The sequence below is a fragment of the Paraburkholderia xenovorans genome, assembly GCF_046030735.1.
GTDB lineage: Bacteria > Pseudomonadota > Gammaproteobacteria > Burkholderiales > Burkholderiaceae > Paraburkholderia > Paraburkholderia xenovorans_A.
The window spans coordinates 69,452-95,880 of record NZ_JAQQBV010000022.1; the positions used below are offsets into that span (position 1 = coordinate 69,452).

Here is a 26,429-nt window from a genome sequence, read left to right on the forward strand (position 1 = left end):
GATGAACCTGTCGCGTCCGTTTATCTCGCGCCCGGTCGCCACCACGCTGCTGGCGATCGGCATTGCGCTGGCCGGGGTTTTCGCGTTCACCAGGCTGCCGGTCGCGCCGCTGCCGCAAGTCGATTTCCCGACGATCTCGGTGCAGGCGTCGTTGCCGGGCGCAAGTCCGGATACGGTCGCAACCAGCGTCGCCAGTCCGCTCGAACGGCATCTCGGCTCGATTGCCGACGTGACCGAAATGACCTCGTCGAGCTCGGTCGGCTCCACGCGCATCACGATGCAGTTCGGCCTGAATCGCGACATCGACGGCGCCGCGCGCGACGTGCAGGCGGCCATCAATGCCGCCCGCGCCGACCTGCCGGCGAGCCTGCGCAGCAATCCGACCTATCACAAGGTCAACCCGGCCGACGCGCCGATCATGATTCTCGCGCTCACGTCGAAAACGCTGACCGCCGGCCAGTTGTACGACTCCGCGGCCACGGTGTTGCAGCAGTCGCTGTCGCAGGTGGACGGCGTGGGCGAAGTGGACGTGAGCGGCTCGGCCAATCCGGCTGTGCGCGTCGAGCTCGAACCGCATGCGCTGTCGCACTACGGAATCGGTCTCGAAGACGTGCGCGCGGCGCTCGCCGCCGCCAACGCGAACACGCCAAAAGGGTCGATCGAGTTCGGCCCGAACCGCGTGCAGATCTATACCAACGACCAGGCGAGCAAAGCGTCGCAATACAAGGACCTGGTGATCGCGTATCGCAACGGCGCGGCGGTCAAGCTGTCCGACGTCGCCGAGGTGGTGGATTCGGTCGAAGATCTGCGCAACCTCGGTCTCTTCAACGGCAAGCGTTCGGTGCTGGTGATCCTGTACCGCCAGCCGGGCGCGAACATCATCGAAACGATCGACCGCGTGACGCAGATGCTGCCGCAACTGCACGCATCGCTGCCCGCGGACGTCGACATCACGCCTACCGCGGACCGCTCCACCACGATTCGCGCGTCGCTGAAAGACACCGAGCGCACGCTCGTGATCGCGGTGGCGCTGGTGGTGATGGTGGTGTTCCTGTTCCTGCGCAACTGGCGCGCCACGCTGATCCCGAGCGTGGCCGTGCCGATCTCGATCATCGGCACGTTCGGCGCGATGTATATGCTGGGCTTCTCGATCGACAACCTGTCGCTGATGGCGTTGACGATCGCGACCGGCTTCGTGGTGGACGACGCGATCGTCGTGCTGGAGAACATCTCGCGGCATATCGAGAACGGCGTGCCGCGCATGAAGGCGGCATTTCTCGGCGCGCGCGAAGTCGGCTTCACGGTGCTGTCGATCAGTATCTCGCTGGTCGCGGTGTTTCTGCCGATTCTGCTGATGGGCGGCATCGTCGGGCGTTTGTTCCGCGAGTTTGCGCTAACGCTGTCGCTCGCGATCGGCGTGTCGCTGATCGTCTCGCTCACCCTCACGCCGATGATGTGCTCGCGGCTGTTGCGCGAGCCGCACGAGCAGGAGGAGGAAAGCCGCTTCGGCCGCTGGCTCGAGCGCGGCTTCGCGTCGATGCAGCGCGGCTACGAGCGCACGCTCGGCTGGGCGCTGTTGCATCCGCGCCTGATCGTGACGATTCTGCTGCTCACGATCGGCCTGAACGTGTGGTTGTACATCATCGTGCCGAAGGGCTTCTTTCCGCAGCAGGACACCGGACGTCTGGTCGGCGGCATTCAGGCCGACCAGGCTACGTCGTTCCAGGCGATGAAGGGCAAATTCGCCGAGATGATGGATATCGTCGGCAAGAATCCGGCGGTGGATAGCGTGGTCGGCTTCACCGGCGGACGGCAAACCAATTCGGGCTTCATGTTCGTGTCGCTGAAACCGAAAAGCGAACGCAAGTTGTCCGCCGACGAGGTGATCCAGCAACTGCGCGCGCCGCTCGGCGACGTGGCCGGCGCGCGCACGTTCCTGCAGGCGGTGCAGGACATCCGCGTGGGCGGCCGGCAATCGAACGCGCAGTATCAGTTCACGCTGCTCGCCGACTCCACGCCCGATCTGTACCTGTGGGGGCCGAAGCTGACCGAAGCGCTGCAGGCGCGCCCCGAACTCGCGGACGTCAACTCCGACCAGCAGCAAGGCGGCCTCGAAGCGATGGTCACGATCGATCGCGCGACCGCGTCGCGCCTCGGCATCAAGCCCGCGCAGATCGACAACACGCTGTACGACGCGTTCGGCCAGCGTCAGGTATCGACGATCTACAACCCGTTGAACCAGTATCACGTGGTAATGGAAGTCGCGCCGAAGTACTGGCAGAGCCCCGACATGCTCAAGCAGATCTACATCAGCACGTCGGGCGGCAGCGCGAGCGGCGCGCAGACCACGAATGCGCCGGCCGGCACGGTAACCACGGGTAGCAGCGCGCCCACGTCGCCGGCAACCAGCGCCACCATCGGCGGCACGGCGGGCACCACGGCGTCGAGCGCGGCCAGCATCGCCGCCGATTCCGCGCGCAACCAGGCGATCAACTCGATTGCGGCGAGCGGCAAGTCGAGCGCGTCGTCGGGCGCGGCGGTGTCGACCGCCAGGGAAACGATGGTGCCGTTGTCGGCGATCGCGAGTTTCGGTCCGGGCAGCACGCCGTTGTCGGTGAATCACCAGAGCCAGTTCGTCGCGTCGACGATCTCGTTCAATCTGCCGCCGGGCGTGTCGTTGTCGACGGCGACCCAGGCGATCTACGACACGATGGCGGAAATCGGCATGCCGGGCACCATCCACGGCAGTTTCCAGGGGACGGCGCAGGCGTTCCAGCAGTCGATGTCCGACCAGCCGATCCTGATTCTGGCCGCATTGGCGGCGGTGTATATCGTGCTCGGGATGCTGTACGAGAGCTATATCCACCCGCTGACGATCCTGTCGACGTTGCCGTCGGCCGGCGTGGGCGCGTTGCTGGCCTTGCTGCTGTTCCAAACCGAGTTCAGCATCATCGCGCTGATCGGCGTGATCCTGCTGATCGGTATCGTGAAGAAGAACGCGATCATGATGGTCGACTTCGCGATCGAAGCGTCACGCCACGGGTTGTCGTCGCGCGATGCGATTCATCAGGCCTGTCTGCTGCGCTTCCGGCCGATCATGATGACCACCTGCGCGGCGTTGCTCGGCGCATTGCCGCTCGCGTTCGGGCACGGCGAAGGCGCGGAATTGCGCGCGCCGCTGGGGATCGCGATCGTCGGCGGTTTGATCGTGAGCCAGATGCTCACGCTCTATACGACACCGGTCGTGTATCTGTACATGGACCGGATCCGCGTGCGCTGGGAGTCGAGGAAGGCTCGCCGCGGCGGCGCGGGGACGAATACGGGGGCGGCGTCGACCTGAACGGTCGGCGTGAGAAGGTGTGATGCGTTGACGTGCGAGGGTTGCGGGGTGTACCCCACCCCAACCCCGCACGCGCCTAAAGCTTCTGCTCCATCGCGAGCGAAAAAATCCGCTGCCACTGCTTCGCCTGCCGCTCGCTTTGCATCGGCACATGCCAGTCGCCGTGCTTCACGTCCCTGACCTTCAGCGCGACCTGCCATTGCGCATCGCGGTTCTGCGCTTCGGCCCCGAGCAGATCGTCGAAGATATAAGCGCCCGCTTCGCCGCCGACGCGAATCTCGCACAGCCGCTTGCCGGCGGCGAGCCGCACCGCCCCCCAACTCCCCTTGAGCTCGTGCGTCCAGTCGCCGTCGCGGATATTCGGCGCCACGTCCTTGCGACGCCGCAACCAACGCGCGATCGCCGCGCTCACCAACAGCGCGACGACCACCGCTACGCCCACCGCGACGGCCGAACCGAAAGCCGCCTGCAACGCAAAAAAGGCCCGCACCGCGCCATACACCAGCGCGATCAGCGCAATCAACGCAACGAGAATCGGCATCGCAAGCTCACAGGACAAAACCGCAGGCTAGCACGGGCAATGCCCGAAACCCGGCGCAAAAAACCATTGCGAGAAATGCGTACCCCGGCTGCGCGCCACGACTTATTGCTTGTGCGTGGCCGCCCAATCCTTGACGGCCTTCAACGTGTTCTCGACATGCTTTTCCGGCGACAGGCTCGTGTATTCGTAGATGATCTTGCCGTCCGGCGCGATCACATACGACACGCGATTGGCCATCGACGCATGCATCGGCAAGCCCGCGTCGTACTGGCCGATCACCTTCGAGTCGGCATCCGCGGCGACCGGGAATTTGCTGCGGCATTCGCTCACCGAGAACTTCGTCAGCGTATCGATGTTGTCGTGCGACACGCCGATCACCGTCGCGCCGTATTGCTTGTACTCGTCGACCGCTTCGGCGAATTCGTGCGCTTCGATCGTGCAGCCCTTCGTGAAGGCCGCCGGATAGAAGTACAGCACCACCGGACCTTTCTTCAGCTCGTCGGCGAGCGAGTACGTGTAGGTCTTGCCGCCGAGCGAAGCCTGCGCGGTGAACTGCGGCGCGTCGTCGCCCGGCTTGAGCGTGGCCGAGGCCGTCAGCGAATGCATCGCGAATCCCACCGACACCACGGCGGCCAGCGCCGCCGATACGAAGCGTTTCTTCATCTCCATCCCCTCGAAGCGTTGATGCACGTCGTTCGTGCAATGAACCGGCGGTTGCCGCGCCCGGATGAGCGCCGGCCGACCGCCACGCGCTATTGAACCACGCGCTCAGGCTCCACGTCGCGATCTACGTTGCAATCCACGCCGGGCCGCCACCGCTTCAGGCCGCCACGCCCTCGACATGCGCGCCGAACCACGTCGCCGCCGACAGATTCAGCTCCGCCAGCACCGCGGGCGTCAGCGCGGCGAAGCCGGCGGGCGCATCCGGCGCGGCCGCGAGCGAGGACGCGTCGGCGCCCTCGCCCGCCGCCTCGGCAATGCGCAGCAACGTGCCGAGCGTACCCGTGCCCAACACGATCGCATCGCGGATGTGCGGCGCGAGCCCGAGCTTGTCCAGCATCGTCCCCGGCGTGCTGCCGAACACCACGTGGACCAGCGAGAAGATGCCGGTCATGAACGCGGCATCGGCGAACTGGTCGTCGTGCGGGTGCAAATGAAGCGCGGCCAGTTCCATCAGCCGCGAGCGCGTGCCGGCCAGTTGCACGAGCGGGTCGGCGCGCCACGGCAGATCGCCGCTGTCCGCGTACAACAGCAGTTGAGCCCAGCGCGCGATCTGCCGCGTGCCGGTGGCGAGGATCGCCTCCCGCAACGACGCGATATTGCGTCCGAGCCCGAACGCGCTCGAATTGACGAGACGCAGCAGTTGCACCACCACGCTCGGATTCAGCTTGAGCTCCGCTTCGAGCTCGAGAATCCCGGCATCGCGCGACAGCAGCGCGAGCAGCCGCAGCAGGCCAGGACGCGGCGAGCGGTTGCGCTGCGCGGCCAGCACCTGCGGACGCGCGAAGAAGTAGCCCTGGAACAGATCGAAGCCGAGCTCGCGCGCCAGCTCGAAGTCTTCGCGCGTCTCGACCTTCTCTGCGAGCAGCGTCTTGCCGTGGCCGCGCACGACGGACGCCAGCTTCGCGAGCAAGTCCCGCCGGGTCGCGAGGAAATCGATCTTGACGATGTCCGCATACGGCAGCGCGGCGATCAGTTCGTCGGAGAGTTCGCAGACGTCGTCGAGCGCGATCTGGAAGCCCGCGCGACGCAACTCGGTCAGACGGCGCACCACTTGCGCGTCGAATTTCACCGTCTCCAGAATTTCGAGCACGAAGCGCTCGGACGGGATCAGGTGAACGATGTCGTTGAGCAACAGCGTGCGGTCGATATTGACGAAGCCACGGTGCTGCCCCAGCACGACGGACACACCGATTCCGCCGATCGCGCGCGCCACCACCTGGGCGGTCGCCTGGGCGTCGTTGGTGATTTCGGCGTAGTTATGCGCGCCGGCTCGAAATAACAGTTCGTAAGCATGCAGCGCGCCGTGCCGGTCGAGAATCGGCTGGCGGCCCAGATAAACGAACTGCGCGCCGTCGTCCGCCTCTGCATCGCCGGCATTCGCGTCGAGCACCTCGATGCGCCGCGGCACGGCTCTCGTCAAGTGACGTTCGGACATGGATCACCGGTGCAAGTATTCAAGAAAGCCACGCAGCGACGCTGTTCCCGGCGCTGCGCAATCTGTTGCCGTATTAACGGACGGCAGGCCGTTGCACTTTAACCGAATCGATCCCGCGATAGCGCCGGGGCCGCGCGCGCCTTTCCTTACCCGCGGTTTTTTACAGTACCCGCTAAAGATTTCCCGGCCCGGGTCGTTATCTCGTTCTGATGGGGCGGCTTAATACCTCTCGACCGCCCGAATCCGGCGGGCAGCAAGCCGCCCGCCTGCAGACGAATACAGGTTGCCAGCGACAAACATGGAAGCGAACAGGATCACCGCGCCCCGCCGGGGCTCCTTGCGCACGGTCTTCGACCGGCTTCGTGCGTTCGGCCGGCGCGCGGACGGCAAACTCCAGCCTGTGCCGAGCCGCTCGGCGCAACTGGAACAGGTGGTCGGCGCGGTCGACCTGCTGGCGCACGTCGACGACGACCTGCGCTTCATCTATGTGTCCGACGCCAGCCTGCGCTTCATCGGCTATCACCGCGAATATCTCGAGACCATCACGCTGCACGATCTGGTGGCGCCCGCCGACGTCGCGCGCCTCGACGCGCTGCTGGTGCGCGCGGTCTCGACGGGCAATGTCGAGAAGGCCACGCTCGGCCTGATCAAATCGCTGACCTATCCGATCACCGTGGAGCTGCGCGTGGTGCGCAGCAACCATGACGGTGTCGAAGGCTATGCGATCGCCGGCTTCGACGTATCGGCATGGCGCGCCACCGAAGAACGCCTGACCCAGGCGCTGCATCTGGACCGCCTGACCAACCTCGCGAATCAGTCCGCGCTTCTGCCCGCGCTGCTCGACGCGCAACAGCAGGCCGACGCGCACGGCACGCCGGCCGCGCTGCTGCTGCTCGATCTCGACGACTACCAGCGGGTGAACCGCGCGCTCGGCTACGATGCCGGCGACGAAATGCTGCGCGACACCGCGCGGCGTCTGTTGAACATGACGAGCCCCGGCGAGACGGTGGCCCGCGTGGCCAGCGACGAATTCGCGATCCTCGTGAAGCCGGCCGCGAGCCGCACCGACGCGGCCGCGGCCGCCGAAGCGCTGGCGCGCCGCCTGTTGACCGCGATCCAGCAGCCGTATGGCTTCAAGGGTCAGCAGGTGCACCTGTCGGCGAGCATCGGCATCGCGCTCTACCCCGACGTGCGTCACGCGAACGACACCGCCGGCCACGACACGCATCTGCTGCGCTGGGCCGACCACGCGTTGCTGCAGGCCAAGGCGGCGGGCGGCAACACGCTCGCTTTCTACGTGCCGGACGACAACCCGGCCGACGCCGAACGCCTGAAGCTGGAAGCCGACCTTTACGACGGCGTGCGCAACGGCGAGTTCTCGCTGCACTTCCAGCCGATCACGAGCAGCCGCACGCACGGCGTGGTCGGCGTCGAGGCGTTGATCCGCTGGCTGCATCCGGTGCATGGCCTCGTGCCGCCGTCGATGTTCATTCCGCTCGCGGAATCGATCGGCCTGATCAACTTCCTCGGCAACTGGGTGCTGAAAGTTGCGTGCATGCAGTTGATCCAGTGGGATGCGCAGGGCATCGTCTTGCAGTATGTGGCCGTCAACGTATCGCCGCAGCAGTTCCGCGATCCGCGTTTCAAGGACGCGGTGCGCGAGGCGATCGAGCTGACCGGCATCGACCCGCGGCGCCTCGTGTTCGAGATCACCGAAAGCCTGCTGATGCACGACCCGGCGCACGCAAAGGGCCTGCTCGAGGAACTGACCGCGATGGGGATCCGTTTTGCCGTCGACGATTTCGGCACCGGCTATTCGAGTCTCGCGTACCTGCAACGATTCCCGCTTGCGAAACTCAAGATCGACAGGAGTTTTGTCGAGAATCTGCTAACCTCCCGGAACGATCAGGCAATCGTTAGCGCGGTGGTCGGCCTCGCGCAGACGCTCGATCTCGAGCTGGTCGCGGAGGGCGTCGAAACCGAGGCGCAACGCGCGTTGCTCACCGAAATGGGATGCGATCATATTCAGGGGTGGCTCGTCTGCAAGGCGTTGCCGTCCGATGAACTCGCGAAACGTTTCGAAGCGCGCACGCTTCACCTGCATACGGCATAACGTGCACAACTTGCATAACGGGCATCAGGTGCAGGCAACGCGGTTGCGCGGTGGAAGAAGCCGGCTCGACGTCGGCTTGGCACTCATTGGAACATGTATGGCTTTTGCGGGACTCACATGGTAAAGGCGGCGGTGCTCGACCGGCTCTGGACGCGAATGAGCGAGCGCGGCGATTTCCCCATGCTGTCGCAGTCGCTGCGCACCACCATGGCGGCGATGAACAATGACGACCTCGACTTCACCGGTCTAGTCCAGGTCGTGCTGTCGGATTTCGCGTTGACGCAAAAAGTGTTGCGTCTCGCCAATTCGGCCATGTACATGGCTTTCGGCGGCAACATCACGACCGTGTCGCGCGCGCTGATGGTGCTCGGCATGGACGCGGTCGGCCATCTGGTGGTCGGCCTGAAGATCGTCGATCACTTTCATCACAGCGCGCCGCGCCGCATCGACGCGAAACTCGAACTGAACCGCACGCTGCTGTCCGGCTGCGTCGCGCGCAAGCTGACCGAGCGCGGCGATCTGCGCGCCGGCGAAGAGGCGGTGGTCTGCACGCTGATGCGCCAGATCGGCAAGCTGCTGGTGGTGTTTTATCTCGACGCCGAATGGGATCAGATCCGCCGCCATATCGAAGGCGGCGCGCCGGAAAACGATGCATGCGTGCTCGTGCTCGGCGTCACGTTCGACGAGATCGGCGCCGAAGCCGCGGTGCGCTGGCGCCTGCCGGACATGATCCGCTCCGGCATGGGCGAGTTCGATCCGCTGGACCACGAACAGCCGCGCCAGGTGCAGTGGCTGCGCGCGATCACCAATTACTCGACAGCCGTCGCCGACGTGCTGACCCAGCCGAACGTGCCGGACTGGGAGCGCGAGCAACGCATCACCGAACTGGCTCAGGCCTACAGCCTCGCGCTCAATACCGACGCCGACGTGCTGCAGCAGATGAGCATCGCGCTCGCCCGCGAAGAAGGCGGCGACGGCGTGATGGCCGAGATCGTCGAGCTGCGCGCGAATGCGGACGCGATCGCGCGCGAGGCGCTCAGCCCGGAGGCGCGCATTGCGGTCGGTGTGGAAGATCTGCGCGGCCTGCCCGACAGCAGCCCGCTCGCCCCGGCGCTCGCGATGGCCGCGGAAACCGTGCTTGCCGGCCTCGGCTTTGCGCGCACGGTGGTGTTCGTCAAGCACAGCAACGGCACGTTCAAGGCGCGCCTCGGGCTGGGTCCGAAGATCGACGCGGCGCTGCCGAAGCTGACCTTCAACACCGCGTTCGAGCCCGACGTGTTCCACTTGGCGATCGCGAACTCGGTGGGCATCTTCATCGAGAATGCGCGCGATCCGAAAATGGTCGCGCGATTACCGGAATGGTTCAGGCGGGCGTTCGACGATGCCCGCGCGTTCGTGCTGCTACCGGTTGTCGACGAAAGCGATCAGACAGTGGCGCTCCTCTACGGAGACTGGTCGCATACTCAGGAGCCACGGCGGATTTCGCAGAAAGAAATGAGCGTGTTGAATGAACTGGCCAAGGAGTTAGGACGTTTTTTCGGCCTGGGGCAAATGCTGGAAATGGAGACGATGTGAAGACCTGGCGTGACCGTTGATCACGCCGCTTCGCTTCTCCCGTTTTGCATTTGCCCTAAAGCCAGAAACAAGTTGGAAGTTTTGCCGAAGCCGCGACTCGTCGCGGCTTCAGTTCTTCTGCCTCACCGCTTTCAACCGCCGCGAGCTTCAGTCCTCGATCCGCTCGAGGCCTTCCGCGCTGCGATCCGCGACACCGGCCCACGCGCCCGCGGTCAGACCGAGCCGCGCCACTTCCTGCGTCGTCAACGGCTGCAAGCGCTCGCACAATGCGTCGATCTTGTCCCACTCGCCGTTCTCCAGCGCCTCGACCGTCGACAGCAGCAATCCCACCACGCCCTCGCGATGCAGAATCGCCGCCTGAATCGGCCGTGACAGCGTGAGCACGTTCAACGTGCTTTCCAGCGAGCCGCCGAACACCGCGTCGACGAACGAAAACACGCCGGTCAGAAACGCCGCGTCGGCCTCGTCGCGGCCGGCTTCAGGCAGGCGCTCGATCGCGAGCTCCATGAAGCGCGCGCGGGTTGCCGCGAGTTGCAGCAGCGGATCGTCTTCGAGCGCGACCTTGCGGCCGTCCGCGTACAACAGCAATTGCGTCCAGCGGGCGATCCGGTTGGTGCCGGTCGCGTTGATCGCTTCGCGCAATGTGGTGACCTTGTGGCCGACCGCGAGGCCACTCGAATTCGCGAGCTTCATCAGATGCATCACCAGCACCGGATTCAGCTTGAGCTCGGCTTCGAGTTGCGCGACGGTCGGGTCGCCCGACAACAGTTGCAGCAGATTCAGCAACGCATGGCGCGGCGCGCTCACGCGGCGCGTCATCGAGGTTTGCGGGCGGGCGAAGAAATACCCTTGAAAGCGATCGAAGCCGAGCCCATGCGCGGCTTCGAAATCGCTCTGCGCGTGGATGCCCAGCGCGACCAGCAGTTTGCCTGCGGACTTCAGCACGCTCGCCAGCTTGGGCAGCAGCGCGGCCGGCGCGCGCGCGAAATCGATCTTGACGACTTCCACGTACGGCAGCAGCTTCGCAAACGATTCACCGGGCTGCGCGACGTTGTCGAGTACGAAACGATAGCGGCGCCCGTGCAATTGCACGATCCGCGCGATCAGTGCTTCGTCTACCTGAATCGCCGGTTGCAACTGGAGCATGAAGCGCTCGGGAGGCAGGCGCAGGATCGCGTCGTCGAGCAGCAGTTCGCGATTGGCGTCGACATACGCCGGATGGCCGGTGAGCGCGAAGCGCACGTCGCTCTGGACGAGCCCCTGCACGATCGCGCGCGCGACCTGTTGCTCGGGCGACGGCTGGCGGCCGACCGATGCATCGGAGTCTGCGGCATCGGCGGCAGCCTCGGCCGTGTCCGGCTCGACGGCAGGCAACGCCGGTGCGCGCACCTTGAGTTCGTAGCCGCACAGCATGCCGTCCCGATTCAGGATCGGCTGGCGCGCGAAACTGGCTTTCAATTGCGCATCGTCCGTGGCATCTGTCTGGCTCGGATTTTCGATTGCAATGCTGGTCATTCCCCGGTCCCCCGCTAACGCGCCGCCCGGCGCCTACTACAGTATTTAATCTCGACTGATCACGCGTACGCACCGTTCTGGATCACGGCCACGTGATGCCTGCGCGGCGATGGCCGCGATGCGCCCGGCGATTTTAGCGCAGCGCGTCATGCCGGGACATGTCTATCAAGCAATATCTCGAAATAATCAGGAAGCACTTTGGCCGAGGGTAGATCGATGCCGGGTGGGCGATTAGCCGCAGTCTGGTTGCCCGACGCTGAACGCCGCCGCGAAATCGCCGATACTGTTGTGCGGTGCAAAATCGTCGTACCCGCGCACCCCGTGTTCAACCACTGAGGAAACCCATGGACGTCAAAAGCGTGCTGTCGAATGCCTTCGCAATGCCGATTACGAACCCGGCCTTTCCGATGGGCCCGTATCGTTTCATCGATCGGGAGTTTCTGATCATCACCTACCGCACCGACCCGGACAAACTGCGCGCGGTGGTGCCCGAACCTTTGCAGATCGGCGAGCCGCTCGTCCATTACGAATTCATTCGCATGCCGGACTCGACCGGTTTCGGCGACTACACCGAAAGCGGCCAGGTGATTCCGGTGTCGTATAACGGCGTGGCGGGCGGCTACACGCTCGCGATGTATCTCGACGATCATCCGCCGATCGCGGGCGGCCGCGAATTGTGGGGTTTTCCGAAGAAGCTCGCGAAGCCGGTGCTCGAAGTACACACCGACACGATGGTCGGCACGCTCGACTACGGCCCGGTGCGCGTCGCGACGGGCACGATGGGCTACAAGCACCGGCAGCTCGATCTGGCACAGCAGAAAAAGCGTCTCGAGACGCCCAACTTTCTGCTCAAGGTGATTCCGCATGTGGACGGCACGCCGCGGATCTGCGAACTGGTGCGCTACTACCTGCAGGATATCGAGCTGAAAGGCGCATGGACCGGACCGGCCGCGCTCGAACTCGCGCCGCATGCGCTCGCGCCGGTGGCGGAGTTGCCGGTGCTCGAAATCGTCGAGGCGCGGCATCTGATTGCCGACCTGACGCTCGGTCTCGGCGAAGTGGTGTTCGACTATCTGGATCAGCCTGAAGCGAAGGCGCGCTAAGCGGTGCGGTGACCGCGTTGCGCGCCTCGCCGGCGCGCAACGCTTTACTTCAACACGACCTTCACGTCGAAGTACTTCGCGGCAAAGCGGTCGATCGTGCCGTCCGCCTTCAATTCCTTGAGCGCCTGGTTCAACGCGTCCTTCAACGCCTTGTCGCCCTTGCGCACGCCGAAGCCCACGCCTGCGCCGAGCAGTTTTTCGTCGACCACGGCCGGACCGGCGAATTCGAAGCCCGCGCCTTGCGGCTTCTTCAGAAAACCCTTCGAGGCCGCTTCCGCGTCCTGGAACGCAGCGTCAAGACGACCGGAGACGAGGTCGGCGTAAATCTGGTCCTGCGTCTGATATGGAACGACGTCGACGCCCGCCGGTGCCCAGCGCGCCTTCGCGTAGGTTTCCTGGATCGTGCCTTGCAGCACGCCGACATGCTTGCCCTTCAGAGACGCGGGCGTCGGCAGCAGGCCGCTGCCCTTCTTCGCGATCATCTGATTCGGGATCGTGTAGATCGGATCGGTGAAGTCGATGGCCTGGCGGCGCTGATCGGTGATCGTCATGTCCGAGTTGATCGCGTTGAACTTGCGCGCTTCGAGTGCCGGAATCAGGCCGTCGAACGAATTCTCGACCCACACGCATTTCGCCTTCAGCTTCGCGCACACGGCATTGCCGACGTCGATATCGAAGCCCTGCAATTCGCCCGACGGCGACTTCGATTCGAACGGCGCATACGACGCCTCGACGCCGAAGCGCACTTCCTTGATATCGGCCGCGCTCGCGGCGCCTGCCGAGTTTGCCATTGCTGTCGACGCCGCGAACAGCGCGAACGCAGCCATGTTTCGCCAATTCATCTTCATTACGGGTGTTCCTCTACGGTGTTGAGTAAGACGGAGTCGAATCCGGGCAATCATTGCCGCGCCATCAATGCGATTCAAACTCGTGCGGCCGGCGTGGTGCAGCGCAGCAGCCGCGAGGGCGGGATTGTACAGGCTTCGGAAAGCGCGCCTGGGCGGCGGCGGGAAGGGCTGCCGGAACGCGACGCCGGATAGACGCACTGAAAACGTGCAAATGCGTGTCGCGTTCCGGCAAGCCGACACCGTGCGTCGGCAGCGGCTCAGACGAGTTGGGACAGCGTATGCCGAGTGGTCTCGACGACCAGCAGACCGGCACGCAGACCGGGTTTGACCGTGGCGTTCGGAAACACGATGCGCTCTTCGTCGCGGCTCACGATGTAGCGATAGTCGCCGTCGCGGGCGAGCAAGGTGTCTTTGGCGAAGGGCGTGAAGTTCGGCACGTCGGCGGCCACCAGCAACTCGAATGCATCGCTTTGCTTGGTGAGTTGATCGATCACGGTGAACACGCGCGGCATGGTTGTTGGTGCGACGCCGCTCTCGCCGGCCAGCAGATGGCGCAGCGCTTCGTCCGCGCCGGCAAAGCGCGTGAGGTCGTTCTGGCCGAACGGCCGCACCTTGCCGAGTTCGAGCGTGCAGGCTTCGGCTCCGCACGCTTCTGCCGTGAAGTGCGAGTACGTATTGCCCTTCGTGGTATGCAGCAGCACTGCGCTGATGCGTGCCTCGCCGAGCCATTCGAACATCGCGCGCGAAAACGGCTTGCCGGTGTGCGGCAACAACGCGAACTGCTCGAACGCGGACGCACGGATCGCCGTGTGCATGTCGATGTGCCAACGCGCGCCGGCTTCGGATGACGCGTCGGCGAAAAAGCGGATCGCCGCCTGTTCCAACGCAGCGGCACGCGGCGCTTCATGACTATGCGGCACCTGCGCGTGACGGCCGCTGAAGAGCCGGTTCAGATCGTCGTCGCGATAACGGCACGCGTCGCGCATCGCGTCCACGTTGCCGAGGATCACCAGCAGGCGGCAGGTCAGCGCGAGGCCGCCTTGCGCACTGCCTCGTGCAATATCCCGCACCAGTCGCGACAGCAGTTCGATCGGCGCGGTCTCGTCGCCATGCACACCGGCCGACGCGAGCACGCTACGTGTGCCCTTCCCGACCGATGCCGGTTCGAATTGCAGCACGCCTTCGTCGAGCCACGACCAGCGCGCGCCGTTCGCACAGGTACCCTGCGTCTCGTGCGCGGCAGGCCGCCGGCCCGCCAGCGTGTAGGCCAGGAAGTCGTCGAGCATGCCGTGTTCAGCGTTGGAAGTCATACAGCGAACCCAAGGCGAGAATTTGCGTGAGCTCGTCGAGCGCGGTGCGCGATTCGGAGAGCAGATGCGGATCGGTCAGATCGGCCGGCGCGAGACGATCGCGATAATGCTTTTCGATCCACGCGTCGAGGCGGCCGAACAACGCGTCGTCGATCCACACGCCGGGGTTCACCGCCGCGCGCTCGGCGTCGTTCAACACCACGCGCAGACGCAGACAGGCCGGGCCGCCGCCGTTCTTCATGCTCTCGCGCAGATCGAACACGAGCACGTCGTCGATCGGGCCGCTGTGCGAGGTCAGATCGTCCAGATACGCGGCCACGCGCGGATTCTCGCGGCACTCCTGCGGCACCACCAATACCTGTTTGCCATCCGGGCGCGTCAGCAACTGACTGTTGAACAGATACGACGTGACGGCATCGGCCACGCTCACCTGCGCATCCGGCACTTCGATCACGTTGAATTCGGACTTCAGGCCCAGCAGCTTCGCGCGCAATTCGTCGTACACGGCTTTCTGTTCGACGAACGCCAGTTGATGGCAGAACAGCGTGCTGCGATTGCCGACCGCGATCACGTCGTTGTGAAACACGCCCGCGTCGATCACATCGGGATTCTGCTGCGCGTACACGGTGGCCGCTTCGTCGAGACCGTGGCGGTGCGCGACCGCGCGGCTCGCCTCGAAGGTCTGACGCGCCGGAAAGCGTTTCGGCTCCGGTCCGCGGCGATACTCGCTGCGGCCGTATACGAAGAATTCGACACCACGTGTGCCGTATTCCGCGCTGAAGCGCGTGTGATTCGCCGCGCCTTCATCGCCGAGCGCGGGCGTGCCGGGCAATGCTTCATGCACGGCGAAGCGGCTGTCGTCGGCGAAAATCGCGCGCAACGTGCGACGCGTGGACTCGTGTTCGATCGCGCGATGCAGCTTGCTGCACAGATTGGCCGGCGTGAAATGCACGCGGCCGTCGTGCGTGTCGGCCGACGGGCTCACGGTCGCCGCATTCGCGGTCCACATCGCGGAGGCCGAGCTCGCGGCGGCCAGCAACTCGGGCGCATCGCGCGCGACGCGTGCGATCACGGTGGCGTCGTCGCCGGAAAAGCCGAGCTCGCGCAACAGGCGCATCGACGGCCGTTCCTGCGGCGGCAACACGCCCTGATGAAAACCGAGGTCGGCCAGTTGCTTCATCTTGCGCAGGCCTTGCCGCGCCGCCGCCTTCGGATTGGCAACCGACTTCTCATTGTTCTGCGACGCGACGTTGCCGAACGAGAGCCCCGCGTAGTTGTGAGTCGGGCCGACCAGGCCGTCGAAATTGGCTTCAGTGGCTTGCATCGTCGATCCTTAGAATTGAAGGCCCGGCGAAACGCTCGCGGGCATGTGCAGTTGCGCGCTTTCGACGGACGCCATCGGGTACGCGCAATAGTCGGCCGCATAGTACGCACTCGGCCGGTGGTTGCCCGAGCGGCCCGGGCCGCCGAACGGCGCACCGGAGGACGCGCCGTTGGTCGGCCGGTTCCAGTTGACGATGCCCGCGCGGATCGTGCGCTGGAACTGCGTCCACAGCGCTTCGTCGTCGGCGAGCAGGCCCGCGGAGAGGCCGAACCCGGTGTCGTTCGCGCGCTCGAGCGCTTCGTCGAACGTGCGATAGCGGATGATCTGCGCGAGCGGGCCGAAGTGCTCTTCGTCGGGCAGGTCGTGTACGGCGCTCACGTCGAGAATCGCGGGCGTGACGAAGCCGAGTTGCGGATCGCGCTGCTCCATCGTCAGCAGCGAACGGGCGCCGTCGGCGAGCAAACGTTCCTGCGCGGCGACGAGGCGCGCGGCCGCGCGCGCCGACACCACCGCGCCCATGAACGGTTGCGGCTCGGCGTTATATTCGCCGACGCGAATCCGCGAGCTCACGTCGGTGAAGCGTTCGATGAAGCGGTCGCCGGCCGCGTCGTTCGACACGAAAATGCGGCGCGCGCAGGTACAACGCTGCCCGGCTGACAGAAACGCCGACTGGATCGTGTGATGAACCGCCGCGTCGACATCGGCCACGGGTCCGATCACCAGCGGATTGTTGCCGCCCATTTCGAGTGCCAGCACGATTTCCGGACGGCCGCCGAATTGCTTGTGCAGCAATGTTCCGGTATCCGAACTACCGGTGAAGAACAAACCGTCGATCTGCCGGTGGTTCGCCAACGCGATGCCGGTTTCCTTCTCGCCCTGCACGAGGTTCAGCACGCCGGCCGGCAAGCCGGCATCGCGCCAGATCTGCACGGTCAGCCGCGCGACGCCCGGCGCGAGTTCCGATGGCTTGAACACCACCGCGTTACCCGCGATCAGCGCGGGCACGATATGGCCGTTCGGCAAATGCCCCGGAAAGTTATATGGCCCGAACACCGCCACCACCCCATGCGGACGATGCCGCAAGACCGCGGTGCCGTCCGCCATTGCGGAGCGCTTTTCGCCGGTGCGTTCGTTATAGGACTGAATCGAGATCTCGACCTTCGCCGCCATCGACGCCGCTTCCGTGCGCGCTTCCCACAACGGTTTGCCGGTTTCGCGGCCGATCGCTTCGGCCAGCGCTTCCTTGCGTTCGGTCACGAGCGCGGCGAAACGGCGCACCACCGCGCAGCGTTCGTCGAGGCTCGCCGCCGACCACGTCGCGAACGCGCGGCGTGCGCTGCGCACTGCACGTTCGACGTCGTCCGCCGACGCGCTGTTGCCTTCCCACACCGTCGCGCCCGTACCGGGGTTGCGCGACGCGAATACGGGTCCTGTGCCGGCGGCCCATTCGCCGTCGATGAAAAGCTCGCTCATGATCATCCTTGTTTGTGTTTCTGCGGCAGCACCCGCAGCGGGTCGCCCGCTTTGACGTCGAGTGCCGCGGCCTCAGCCGCGCTCAACCGGAACACGCCGTCTTGCGGCACGCCCGCCACTACGCCGACGCGAAAATCGCCCAGCGAGGTATTCGAGATCATCGACTTCGGTCCATCGGCCGGCGCGTTCGATGCGCCCGGTGTGCTCGATGCGGCGATTTCGACCGGCACCACCACGCTTTCGCGCACCGTGCGCAAGTCGGCGATATGGCATTCGAGCACCGGACCGGCATCGAAAATATCGACGTGATTCTCGTAGCGCAACCCTTCCGCTTCGAGCATACGGCGCGCCGGAATCGTGTCGTTATGCGTGAGGCCCACGCAGTCCTGCGCCTCCTGCGGCAACAGTTCGACGTACACCGGATAGCGCGGCATCAGTTCGGCGAGAAACGCCTTGCGGCCATGCGAACTCAGATAGTCCGCCGCATTGAAATCGATCTGGTAGAAATGCGAGCCCACCGCGCGCCAGAACGGCGACGTGCCTTGCGCATCGAAATGGCCGCGCAGTTCCGCGCAGATACGCTGCGGAAAACGCTCGCGAAACTGCGCGAGAAACATGAAGCGCGAACGCGACAGCAAACCGCCCACACCGCTCGTGCGATAACGCGGGCTCAGGAACAGCGAACAGACTTCGGCGTAACCCGTGAGGTCGTGCGAAATGTTCAGCGCGCGCATGCGCGTCCAGATGCCGAGATCCTGGCTCGCGTGCACGACCGTGCTCACGCGATAGTTGTAGAACGGCTGTTGCAGGCCCACCGCGGTTTCGATACCGCATACGCCGGCCACGTCGCCGGTGTCCGTGTCTTCCATCACGAAGAAGTAGCCCGCTTCATGCGGCTCCGCCCTGTCTTCCATCGTGCGGCGCGCGCGTTCGACGCGAGCCGCGAGCGCGTCGCGGTCCGGCTTGAACGTGGTGAGACCGGGGCCAGTCTCCTGCGCGAGTCGCATCAGCGCGTCCAGATCGCCCCGTTGCACAACGCGAACGACGATCATTGCGCGTCTCCCGTCAGATCTTCGTGATGAAGCTGGTGCAATCTCACGCAGCGCACCGCGTCGCCTTCCTGCACGCCGAGCGCGGCACGCGCGCCGGGCGTCAACGCCGCGCCGCTCGACTTGCCTTCCGGCAAATCGCCGAGCACGCAGCGGAATTCGCCGTCGGCACCGTTATGCGCGATCAGATACATCGCGGCTTCCGTTGCGGTCTGCGCAGTCTCGCGCATGCCGTGCACCGCGCGCGTTTCGTTGCGTGTCACGCACGCGCTGCGGTCCACTTGCGCGGTCAGCACCGGACCGGCGTCGAAAATATCGATGAAACGATCGGTCTCGAAGCCCTCTTCCAGATGAATGTCGTACGCGAGCAGCGCGTTCTCATCCGGCTCGCCGAGCACGCGTTGCGCGGCTTCCGGCAGCAACGGCACGTAGATCGGATAGGTCGGCATCACTTCGGCGATGAACGTTCGGCTGCGTCCGCCCGACTCGATTTCGATATCGGCGAAATCGCGGCCGAAGAACTTGCGACCCACCGCTTCCCAGAACGGCGACACGCCCGCGTCGTCGGTCACGCCGAGCAGCAGCGAGAATACTTCCGGCGTGAAACGCTTGCGATTGGCGGCGATGTACATCATCCGCGCGCGCGACATCAGATGCGCGGCGGCGTCGCCACGCAGCGACGGGTCGATGTAGTAGCCCGCCAGCCGGCTCTTGCCGGTCAGTTCATGCGACATGGTCAGCGCATGAATCTTGCGATTCACGTGCAGTTCGCGCGACGCATGAATCAGCGCGTCGTTGCGAAACGCGTAGAACGGGTCCGAATAGCCGGCTGCGGCGACGATGCTCGCCGTGCCCATCAGCTTGCCGCTGGCCGAATCTTCGAGCACGAACAGATAGAACTCTTCGCCCGGAAAATCGACCTCCGCGCGAAACGAATCCTCCGACAACGCGACGCGCGCTTCGAGCGCGCGCCGGTCGTGCGGCAACGAATGCAGCACCGGCTGCGCGGTGCGCGCCATATGTTCGAGCGCATCGAGATCGGCGAGGCGGCCGGGGCGTACGAAGAGCATCATCGTTCCTGTTGAATGTGACGCGTGATCACTGCGGCTGCGCTTCGGCCTTCGCGCCGACGATCGTTTCGAACGCCTTCGTGAGACGCACGAAACCTTCGTTCATGTCGTCGGCCGGCATGATCAGCGACGGCACGAAACGCAGCACGTCCGGTCCCGCCATCAGCATGATCACGCCATGCTGACCGGCCGCCGTGACGAAATCTTTCGCGCGGCCCTTGAACGCACCGCTCAGTTCCGCACCGATCAGCAGACCTTTGCCGCGCACTTCGTCGAACAGACCGAAGCGTTCATTGAGCTTCGCGAGATGAGCTTTCAAAGCATCGCTGCGGGAGCGCACGCCTTCGAGCAGCTTCGGGTCGCTGACCAGTTCGACCACCTTCTCCGCGATCGCCGCGCCGAGCGGATTGCCGCCGTACGTGGTGCCGTGCACGCCGACCTTGAAATGCGCGGCCAGTTCGTGCGTGGTCAGCATGGCGCCGATCGGGAAACCGTTGCCGAGCGCCTTCGCGGTGGTCAGGATGTCGGGCGTCACACCCGTGTCCTGATACGCGTAGAAGTAGCCGCTGCGGCCCACACCCGTTTGTACTTCGTCAAAAATCAGCAGTGCGCCATGCTGGTCGCAAGCTTCGCGCAATGCCTTCAGGAATGCCGGATCGGCCGGGATCACGCCGCCTTCGCCCTGAATCGGCTCGACGATCACCGCGCAGGTTTTCGCACCGATCGCTTTCTTCGCGGCTTCGATGTCGTTGTACGGCAGATGGACGATGCCGGCCGGCACCGGACCGAAACCTTCCGAGTACTTCGGCTGACCGCCGACGCTCACCGTGAAGAACGTGCGGCCATGGAACGATTGCGTGAACGACACGATTTCGTCTTTTTCCGCGCCGTGGCGGTCGAACGCGACGCGGCGCGCGAGCTTCAGCGCGGCTTCGTTCGCTTCCGCGCCCGAGTTCGCGAAGAACGCGCGGTCGGCGAAAGTCAGGTCTTCCAGACGTTTGGCGAGGCGCAGCACCGGTTCGTTGGTGTAGCCGTTACCGATGTGCCACAGCTTGCCGCCCTGCTCGTGCAACACCTTCAGCAACTCGGGATGCGCATGACCGAGTGCGGTGACGGCGATCCCGCCGGCGAAGTCGATATAGTCGCGGCCCTGCGTATCCCAGACGCGCGAACCGAGACCGCGATCCGGTACGAAGGCCGCGGGCGAAAACACCGGCACCATGACTTCGTCGAAGGTCTGGCGTGTCACTGTCAGGTCGTTCATGGCAAATCCTCGTTACAGGTGAGAGGTAATACAGCTAGTGTAGGAAACCGCACGCGATACGTCTTGCGCATACGCGACGTTTTCTATGAGCTTCCGGGCGGATCCGTGCGTGGAGCGCCGGGGTCATGCTTATTCCACACGCTTATTCCACACGCCTATTCCACCACTCATTCCCCACGATCCGGCCGCTCGATCAACGCGCCCGCGCGCGGTTCGCTCGCCGCCGCACCGCGCGCGCCGGTCTGTTTGTCGATCCAGTTGCGACGATCCTCTCGCGGTGTGACACCAAAGCGTTCGCGGTACGCATTCGAAAAGTGCGCCGCCGATGAAAACCCGCACGCGAGACTGATCTGCACCACCGATTTGCTGGTGCGCTGCAATTGCGTGCGCGCTTTCGAGAGCCGCAAGCCGAGATAGTATTTGGACGGCATGGAGCCGAGATACTGGCGGAACAGCCGCTCCAACTGACGCCGCGACACGCCGACGAGGCCGGCGATGTCGTCGGTGGTGAGCGGGTCTTCGATATTCGCTTCCATCAGCAACAGCGCGTCGTTCAACCGCGGATGACGCTCGCCCGGCGCGGTCACGAACGGAATGCGCTGGCGCTCTTCGCCCGCGCGCAACACGCCGACGCCGAGCGTATCCGCGATCCGGTCCGCGAGTTCCGGGCCGTGCTCGCGGCCGATCATCGCGAGCATGAAATCGACGGTGGCCTGGCCGCCCGCGCAGGTCGCGCGATCGCGGTCGATTTCGAAGATCTGCTGCGTGACGATCGAGCGCTCGAACTGTTCGGAGAACTGCTGATAGGTTTCCCAGTTGACGCTCACGCGATAGCCGGACAACTGCCCCGCCATCGCGAGCCACCACACGCCGTGATGAATGCCGGTGACGAGCGGCGTGCGCTGCCCGACCCGGGAAAGACTCGCGAGAAAGAGGCGGTAGTCGGCGAACTGCTGGAACCGTTCGCTGACGATGATCAGCCAGTCGCACGCGATCGCGTCGCCGAACGCGGCATCCGCCGGCCATTGCGCGCCGCCCGCGAGCGGCACCGCGCGGCCGTCCCATGAACAGACCTGCACGCGATACAGCGCGCGGCCGTCGATTTCATTGGCGAGATTGAGCGCGTCGACGATCGGGCCGACGCCCGACATCGACACGGGCGGCAACGCGACGATCGCGACCTGCGTGGTGCGGGTTGGACTGGACGGTCGAGCCATCAAAAAACGAACGCGAGCCGCGCGCTACTTCAAACTGCCGGACAGGAACTGCTTGAGCCGTTCGCTGCGCGGCGCGCTCAGAACTTCCGCGGGCAGGCCTTCCTCTTCGGTGCGGCCTTGATGCAGGAACATCACGTGGTTCGACACGTTGCGCGCAAAACCCATTTCGTGCGTGACGACGATCATCGTGCGGCCTTCTTCGGCGAGCTTCTGCATTACCTTCAGCACTTCGCCGACCAGTTCCGGATCGAGCGCCGAGGTCGGCTCGTCGAACAGCATCACGTCGGGGTTCATCGCGAGCGCGCGCGCAATCGCGACGCGCTGCTGCTGGCCGCCCGACAGATGCGACGGATACTGCTTCTCCAGACGCGGCGCGAGGCCCACCTTCTCGAGATATTCACGCGCACGGTCTTCTGCTTCGCGACGCGACAAGCCGAGCACATGAATCGGCGCCTCGACGATGTTCTCGATCACGTTCATGTGCGCCCACAGGTTGAAGTGCTGGAACACCATCGCGAGCTTCGTGCGGATGCGTTGCAACTGCTTGTGATCCGCGACTTCGAGATTGCCGGCGCGATCGGCTTTCGTCTTCACCGTTTCGCCGTCGACGACGATCTGGCCGGCGTTCGGCCGCTCGAGAAAATTGATGCAGCGCAGGAAGGTGCTCTTGCCCGAGCCGCTCGCGCCGATGATGCTGATCACGTCGCCCTTGTTCGCGTTCAGCGACACGCCTTTGAGCACTTCGTTGTCGCCGTAGCGCTTGTGGATGTCCTGAACGGCGAGCTTGCAGGCTTCGGTTTGAGTCGTGTGGAGCAAGATGCTCTCCCTGTGAAAAGACGGATCAATCTTCGTGACGGCGCGACGGGTGCGCTTCCAATCTGCTGCTCAATGCGTACGCACCGCCAGATAACCGAGCCAGTGACGCTCGGCGCGCCGGAACAGCGCCACCAACGCGAACGACACCACCAGATAGATCAGCGCGGCGAGACCGAACGCATCGAACGACTGATAGGTGGCCGAATTCGCATCGCGCGCTACCTTCAGGATGTCCGGCACCGTGGCCGTGAACGCGACCGTGGTGGCATGCAGCATCAGGATCACCTCGTTACTGTACAACGGCAAGGCCCGGCGCAGCGCGGACGGTATCACAATGCGACGGTACATCGTGAAGCCGCTCATTCCGTACGCGCGCGCCGCTTCCACTTCGCCGTGCGAGGTCGAACGGATCGCGCCGGCAAAAATCTCGGTGGTGTACGCGCAGGTGTTCAGTGCGAAGGCGAGGATCGCGCAGTGAAAACCGCTGCGAAAAAACGCGTCCAGCAGTTGATGCGAGCGAACGAATTCGAGGCTGTACATGCCCGTGTAGATCAGGAGAAGCTGCACGTACAACGGCGTGCCGCGAAACACGTAGGTGTAGAGGCGCACGGGCGTCGACAGCCAGCGCTTTTTCGACACGCGGGCGACCGCAAGCGGAATCGCCGCAAAAAAGCCGATGCCGACGGACGCCACCAGCAGCCACAGCGTGACCGCGAGACCGGAGATGCGCTGACCGTCCCAGTACAGAAACGCCTTCCAGAACTGATTGAGGATATCGATCATCGGTTAGAGCTCCGCGTGGCGCACGCCGATCGAATAGCGCTTTTCCAGCCAGATCAGCGCGAGATTCGACACGGTGGTGATCGCCAGATAGATCAGCGCGGCGATCAGGATGAAGAAGAACATGTTGAAGGTGCTTTTGCCGGCGTCCTGCGCGGCTTTGACGACATCCGCGAGACCGATGATCGACACCAGCGCCGTCGCCTTGACGAGCACCTGCCAGTTGTTGCCGATGCCGGGCAGCGCGAAACGCATCATCTGCGGGAACAGGATGCGCGTGAATACGCGCGCGCCGCTCATGCCGTACGCGCTGCCGGCTTCGAGCTGACCGCGCGGCACGGCGAGAAACGCGCCGCGGAAGGTCTCGGTGAAGTACGCGCCGTAGATGAAACCGAGCGTGAGCACGCCCGCGACGAACGGATCGATGTCGAACTGCGGCAGATCGAGTGCGTCGGTGAGGTTATTCACACCGATCTGGATGCTGTAGAAGAGCAGCAGCATGAGCACGAGATCGGGCACCGAGCGGATCAGCGTCGTGTAGCCGGTGGCGAGCGCGCGCAGCGGGCGATTGAACGAGAGTTTCGCTGCTGCGCCTGCAAGGCCGAGCAACACGGCGGCGGCGAGCGACAGCACGGACAGTTCGATCGTCTGGATCGTGCCGGCTAGCAGCACCGGGCCAAAGCCGTAAAGGAACACGGGGGTCTCCTCTCCATCCAGGGGTTGGGACTGCGTCGGGCTTTTTGCTGGCCTGATTTGTCCGGGATGGCGCGGAGTCTCCCAAGCTGAAATTAATTGCTCAAACTCATGGAGGGGATTTGCTGCTTTGCAGCATCCAGCCGGCACTGGTGTGGAAATACTTGGGGGGCTTGGTTTTGCGGGCAGTGTCGCGGCCCTTGCCGCTGGTTGCGGCCGGAGCGGCGCCTCGATTTTGCAGGTTTTGGGTCGCTTTTTTGATATTTAAAGGACCAATCGTGCGTCTGGCTGTTCCGATGAGAGCATCAAGCAATGACTCATCTATGAGTCATTGCGCAGCCAAACGCTTCCACTAATCCATCCCCAACCTCGCCCGAATCGCCGGCAACACAAACTCAACCGCCGCCCGGCCTTCCTCGATCGCCGGCCCCGCTCGATGAAAATCAAAGATCCCCATCCCGCCTAGCCGCGGCTGAATCAGAATATCCGCCGGCTCCCCCGCCAACCGGCTGCGCGTAATCCGCACCTGCATGATGTCGATACTCTGCGCTACAGAACTCAGCATCGAAGGCACCCGCGCACTCGGCGCCGGCGGCACCCGCACATCGTCGCTGACCGGGGTTTCCGCCGGCGCCAGCCACCGCGGCCACGGCTTGCCGTTGCGCCGCAGCGCCACCGGCGGCGGCGCGTTCGGATCGAGTGCGGGCGTTTCCACCACCGCGCCGCCAAAATCGCGGCCGTTCAGAATGTCGTTGTTCAGATCGACGGCAATCACGCAATCGGCCCGCATTCCCCGCGCCACCGAAACCGGCACCGGATTGCTCAAGCCGCCATCCACCAGCCACACGCCGTTGTGCCACACCGGCGTGAAAATCCCCGGAATCGCAATCGACGCGCGCACCGCGTCCACCACGCTGCCGTCCTGCAGCCAGCTTTCACGCCCTGTATCGAGTTCGGTCGCGACCGCCGCGAACGGCAGGTTCAACTGCGCAATCGAACGGCCATTGAATTTGTCGGCGAACAACTGGATGACCTTGCGTCCACCGAGCAATCCGCCCGACAGACGCAGATCGAGCAGCCGCACCACCGTCTGCCACGTGAGCCGCGATACCCACTCCTCGAGCCAGTCGAGGTCGCCGTTCGCATAGACGGCGCCCACCAGCGCGCCGATCGACGTGCCGCATACCACGTCGGGCTTGATGCCCGCATCGTGCAGCGCGCGAATCGCGCCGATATGCGCCCAGCCGCGCGCGGCGCCGCCCCCCAACACCAGCCCGATACGGCTGTATCGACGTCGACGTATCATCGCTTCCCCCGTCTTTTGTTCTTTATCGCCCACGCACCACATCCGAGCGCGATGTCGTGTACACCTTATGATATTGGTCGAAATGCGCGTTGAAGATACCCTCTTCCGTCACGCCGCGCTCGCGCCACTTCCAGCTCCACACGGTCTCCGGTTTCAGCGGATACACCGCGACTTCGCCAGGCTTGCCGAGCAGCCGGCGCACTTCGTCCTCAGTCATGCCAATACGGATTTTCGCGAAGTTTTCAGCGGTCAGGACCTGGGTGATCGCCTGCAGTTTGCCGTCGCGATCGATATCGACCATGTAGGTATTGAGGCCCTGCGGGCCGCGCGGATATTCGAAACGCTTCGAGCCGTCCGTGAAGCTGCGTTCGGTTTCCGGCTTGCCCATCTGGTCGCGGATCTGCGCTTCGGTCGAGACGCCCGGCGTCAAACCCTTCAGCAACAATGCGTCCGGTTTGACGGCGTTGAAGAATTCCTTGAGTTTTTGCACGGCGCGGTCGCTCTGTTGGTCGTCGCAGCCAGTCAGTGCAACGCACGCGGCCAGCATCGCGACGGAAAGCAGTTTGAGACTCACAGAGAATATCCTGTACGAACGCGGCCCGCTCACGCGTTCCGCATCTCCATTGTGGGGAATGCCACGAAGCAAGCTTCCTTCGGGCTGTCATACAGAATAACCGCGTGGGGAGAAAACCGCGAGCGACGCTGTGCAAAGCGTCGCCGGGCGGGTCGGTACGGTCGACCGGAAAGTGAAAGCGGACTGGATGCCGCCTGAAACAGATTTGAAGGACGACGCGCAGCAGTCCGGCCGCACGCTGCGGCGAGAAACCATTGGCTTCTGACCGCTTCGACTTCATGTCGTCGCCGGCATAACGGACTGCTGCGGGTTCGGTCGCCCTGGTCCCTCGATAAGCCTTTAAGGTGTAGCTAATCTAAA

The 26,429-nt window shown here is 64.4% G+C and carries 23 protein-coding genes; 5 read left to right on the forward strand and 18 right to left on the reverse strand.

Features of this window, described 5'->3' with window-relative positions:
• Position 1 precedes the first annotated feature (1 nt).
• Positions 2–3,340 (forward strand): efflux RND transporter permease subunit, encoded by a 3,339-nt coding sequence (locus PQQ51_RS21650; RefSeq protein WP_408498861.1) that lies wholly within the window; start codon positions 2–4, stop codon positions 3,338–3,340.
• 76 nt (positions 3,341–3,416) lie between these two features.
• On the opposite strand, the gene PQQ51_RS21655 is transcribed toward PQQ51_RS21650, so the two are convergent.
• From PQQ51_RS21655 to PQQ51_RS21665, 3 genes are all read right to left on the reverse strand, one after another.
• Complete coding sequence (locus tag PQQ51_RS21655) at positions 3,417–3,881, reverse strand: hypothetical protein (RefSeq protein WP_408498862.1); 465 nt, start codon at positions 3,879–3,881, stop codon at positions 3,417–3,419.
• 102 nt (positions 3,882–3,983) lie between these two features.
• The gene (locus tag PQQ51_RS21660; RefSeq protein ID WP_408498863.1) at positions 3,984–4,544 is read right to left on the reverse strand and encodes a peroxiredoxin; all 561 of its coding nucleotides are present in this window, start codon (positions 4,542–4,544) and stop codon (positions 3,984–3,986) included.
• Positions 4,545–4,701: 157 nt separating this feature from the next.
• Positions 4,702–6,039 (reverse strand): EAL and HDOD domain-containing protein, encoded by a 1,338-nt coding sequence (locus PQQ51_RS21665; protein ID WP_408498864.1) that lies wholly within the window; start codon positions 6,037–6,039, stop codon positions 4,702–4,704.
• Between the two features lie 298 nt (positions 6,040–6,337).
• Between PQQ51_RS21665 and PQQ51_RS21670 the strand changes: the two genes are divergently transcribed.
• Both PQQ51_RS21670 and PQQ51_RS21675 read left to right on the forward strand, forming a co-directional pair.
• On the forward strand, positions 6,338–8,152 hold the full coding sequence (locus PQQ51_RS21670; protein ID WP_408498865.1) for a putative bifunctional diguanylate cyclase/phosphodiesterase: 1,815 nt from the start codon (positions 6,338–6,340) through the stop codon (positions 8,150–8,152).
• A gap of 117 nt (positions 8,153–8,269) precedes the next feature.
• On the forward strand, positions 8,270–9,727 hold the full coding sequence (locus tag PQQ51_RS21675; RefSeq protein ID WP_408498866.1) for an HDOD domain-containing protein: 1,458 nt from the start codon (positions 8,270–8,272) through the stop codon (positions 9,725–9,727).
• Positions 9,728–9,874: 147 nt separating this feature from the next.
• Here PQQ51_RS21675 and PQQ51_RS21680 read toward each other — a convergent pair whose 3' ends face one another.
• The gene (locus PQQ51_RS21680; RefSeq protein ID WP_408498867.1) at positions 9,875–11,242 is read right to left on the reverse strand and encodes an EAL and HDOD domain-containing protein; all 1,368 of its coding nucleotides are present in this window, start codon (positions 11,240–11,242) and stop codon (positions 9,875–9,877) included.
• A 344-nt stretch (positions 11,243–11,586) separates the two neighbouring features.
• Between PQQ51_RS21680 and PQQ51_RS21685 the strand changes: the two genes are divergently transcribed.
• Positions 11,587–12,345, forward strand: coding sequence for an acetoacetate decarboxylase (locus PQQ51_RS21685; RefSeq protein ID WP_408498868.1), 759 nt, complete (start codon positions 11,587–11,589; stop codon positions 12,343–12,345).
• Between the two features lie 44 nt (positions 12,346–12,389).
• Here PQQ51_RS21685 and PQQ51_RS21690 read toward each other — a convergent pair whose 3' ends face one another.
• The 14 genes from PQQ51_RS21690 to PQQ51_RS21755 all read right to left on the reverse strand — a co-directional run bounded on the left by PQQ51_RS21690 (position 12,390) and on the right by PQQ51_RS21755 (position 26,069).
• Positions 12,390–13,193 (reverse strand): ABC transporter substrate-binding protein, encoded by an 804-nt coding sequence (locus PQQ51_RS21690; RefSeq protein WP_408498870.1) that lies wholly within the window; start codon positions 13,191–13,193, stop codon positions 12,390–12,392.
• A gap of 257 nt (positions 13,194–13,450) precedes the next feature.
• Positions 13,451–14,503 (reverse strand): succinylglutamate desuccinylase, encoded by a 1,053-nt coding sequence (gene astE / locus PQQ51_RS21695; RefSeq protein WP_408498871.1) that lies wholly within the window; start codon positions 14,501–14,503, stop codon positions 13,451–13,453.
• Positions 14,487–15,827, reverse strand: coding sequence for an N-succinylarginine dihydrolase (astB, locus tag PQQ51_RS21700; RefSeq protein WP_408498872.1), 1,341 nt, complete (start codon positions 15,825–15,827; stop codon positions 14,487–14,489). The genes astE and astB overlap by 17 nt, the downstream gene beginning before the upstream one ends.
• A gap of 9 nt (positions 15,828–15,836) precedes the next feature.
• Complete coding sequence (astD, locus tag PQQ51_RS21705; RefSeq protein ID WP_408498873.1) at positions 15,837–17,300, reverse strand: succinylglutamate-semialdehyde dehydrogenase; 1,464 nt, start codon at positions 17,298–17,300, stop codon at positions 15,837–15,839.
• Positions 17,301–17,302: 2 nt separating this feature from the next.
• On the reverse strand, positions 17,303–18,352 hold the full coding sequence (gene astA / locus PQQ51_RS21710; protein ID WP_408498874.1) for an arginine N-succinyltransferase: 1,050 nt from the start codon (positions 18,350–18,352) through the stop codon (positions 17,303–17,305).
• Positions 18,349–19,419, reverse strand: a complete 1,071-nt coding sequence (gene aruF, locus PQQ51_RS21715) for an arginine/ornithine succinyltransferase subunit alpha (protein WP_408498875.1) — start codon at positions 19,417–19,419, stop codon at positions 18,349–18,351. Before aruF ends, astA begins: the two co-directional genes overlap by 4 nt.
• A 28-nt stretch (positions 19,420–19,447) precedes the next feature.
• On the reverse strand, positions 19,448–20,683 hold the full coding sequence (gene astC / locus PQQ51_RS21720; RefSeq protein ID WP_408498876.1) for an aspartate aminotransferase family protein: 1,236 nt from the start codon (positions 20,681–20,683) through the stop codon (positions 19,448–19,450).
• Positions 20,684–20,850: 167 nt separating this feature from the next.
• Entirely contained in the window at positions 20,851–21,900 is a 1,050-nt protein-coding gene (locus tag PQQ51_RS21725) for a GlxA family transcriptional regulator (RefSeq protein ID WP_408498877.1), read from the reverse strand.
• Positions 21,901–21,924: 24 nt separating this feature from the next.
• Entirely contained in the window at positions 21,925–22,716 is a 792-nt protein-coding gene (locus tag PQQ51_RS21730; protein WP_408498878.1) for an ABC transporter ATP-binding protein, read from the reverse strand.
• 69 nt (positions 22,717–22,785) lie between these two features.
• Positions 22,786–23,499: an ABC transporter permease gene (locus PQQ51_RS21735; RefSeq protein WP_408498879.1), complete on the reverse strand. Its 714-nt coding sequence runs from the start codon at positions 23,497–23,499 to the stop codon at positions 22,786–22,788.
• Positions 23,500–23,502: 3 nt separating this feature from the next.
• Positions 23,503–24,192: an ABC transporter permease gene (locus tag PQQ51_RS21740; RefSeq protein ID WP_408498880.1), complete on the reverse strand. Its 690-nt coding sequence runs from the start codon at positions 24,190–24,192 to the stop codon at positions 23,503–23,505.
• 106 nt (positions 24,193–24,298) lie between these two features.
• Positions 24,299–24,502 (reverse strand): hypothetical protein, encoded by a 204-nt coding sequence (locus PQQ51_RS21745; protein WP_408498881.1) that lies wholly within the window; start codon positions 24,500–24,502, stop codon positions 24,299–24,301.
• Between the two features lie 39 nt (positions 24,503–24,541).
• Positions 24,542–25,495 carry a patatin-like phospholipase family protein gene (locus PQQ51_RS21750; RefSeq protein ID WP_408498883.1) on the reverse strand — a complete coding sequence of 318 codons (954 nt, stop codon included), beginning with the start codon at positions 25,493–25,495 and terminating at the stop codon, positions 24,542–24,544.
• 22 nt (positions 25,496–25,517) lie between these two features.
• A complete protein-coding gene (locus PQQ51_RS21755) occupies positions 25,518–26,069 on the reverse strand; it encodes a hypothetical protein (RefSeq protein WP_408498884.1) in 552 nt (183 codons plus the stop codon).
• 130 nt (positions 26,070–26,199) lie between these two features.
• Here PQQ51_RS21755 and PQQ51_RS21760 point away from each other — a divergent pair, with 130 nt between their 5' ends.
• Positions 26,200–26,334, forward strand: a complete 135-nt coding sequence (locus PQQ51_RS21760; protein WP_408498885.1) for a hypothetical protein — start codon at positions 26,200–26,202, stop codon at positions 26,332–26,334.
• The last annotated feature ends 95 nt before the right edge of the window (positions 26,335–26,429 follow it).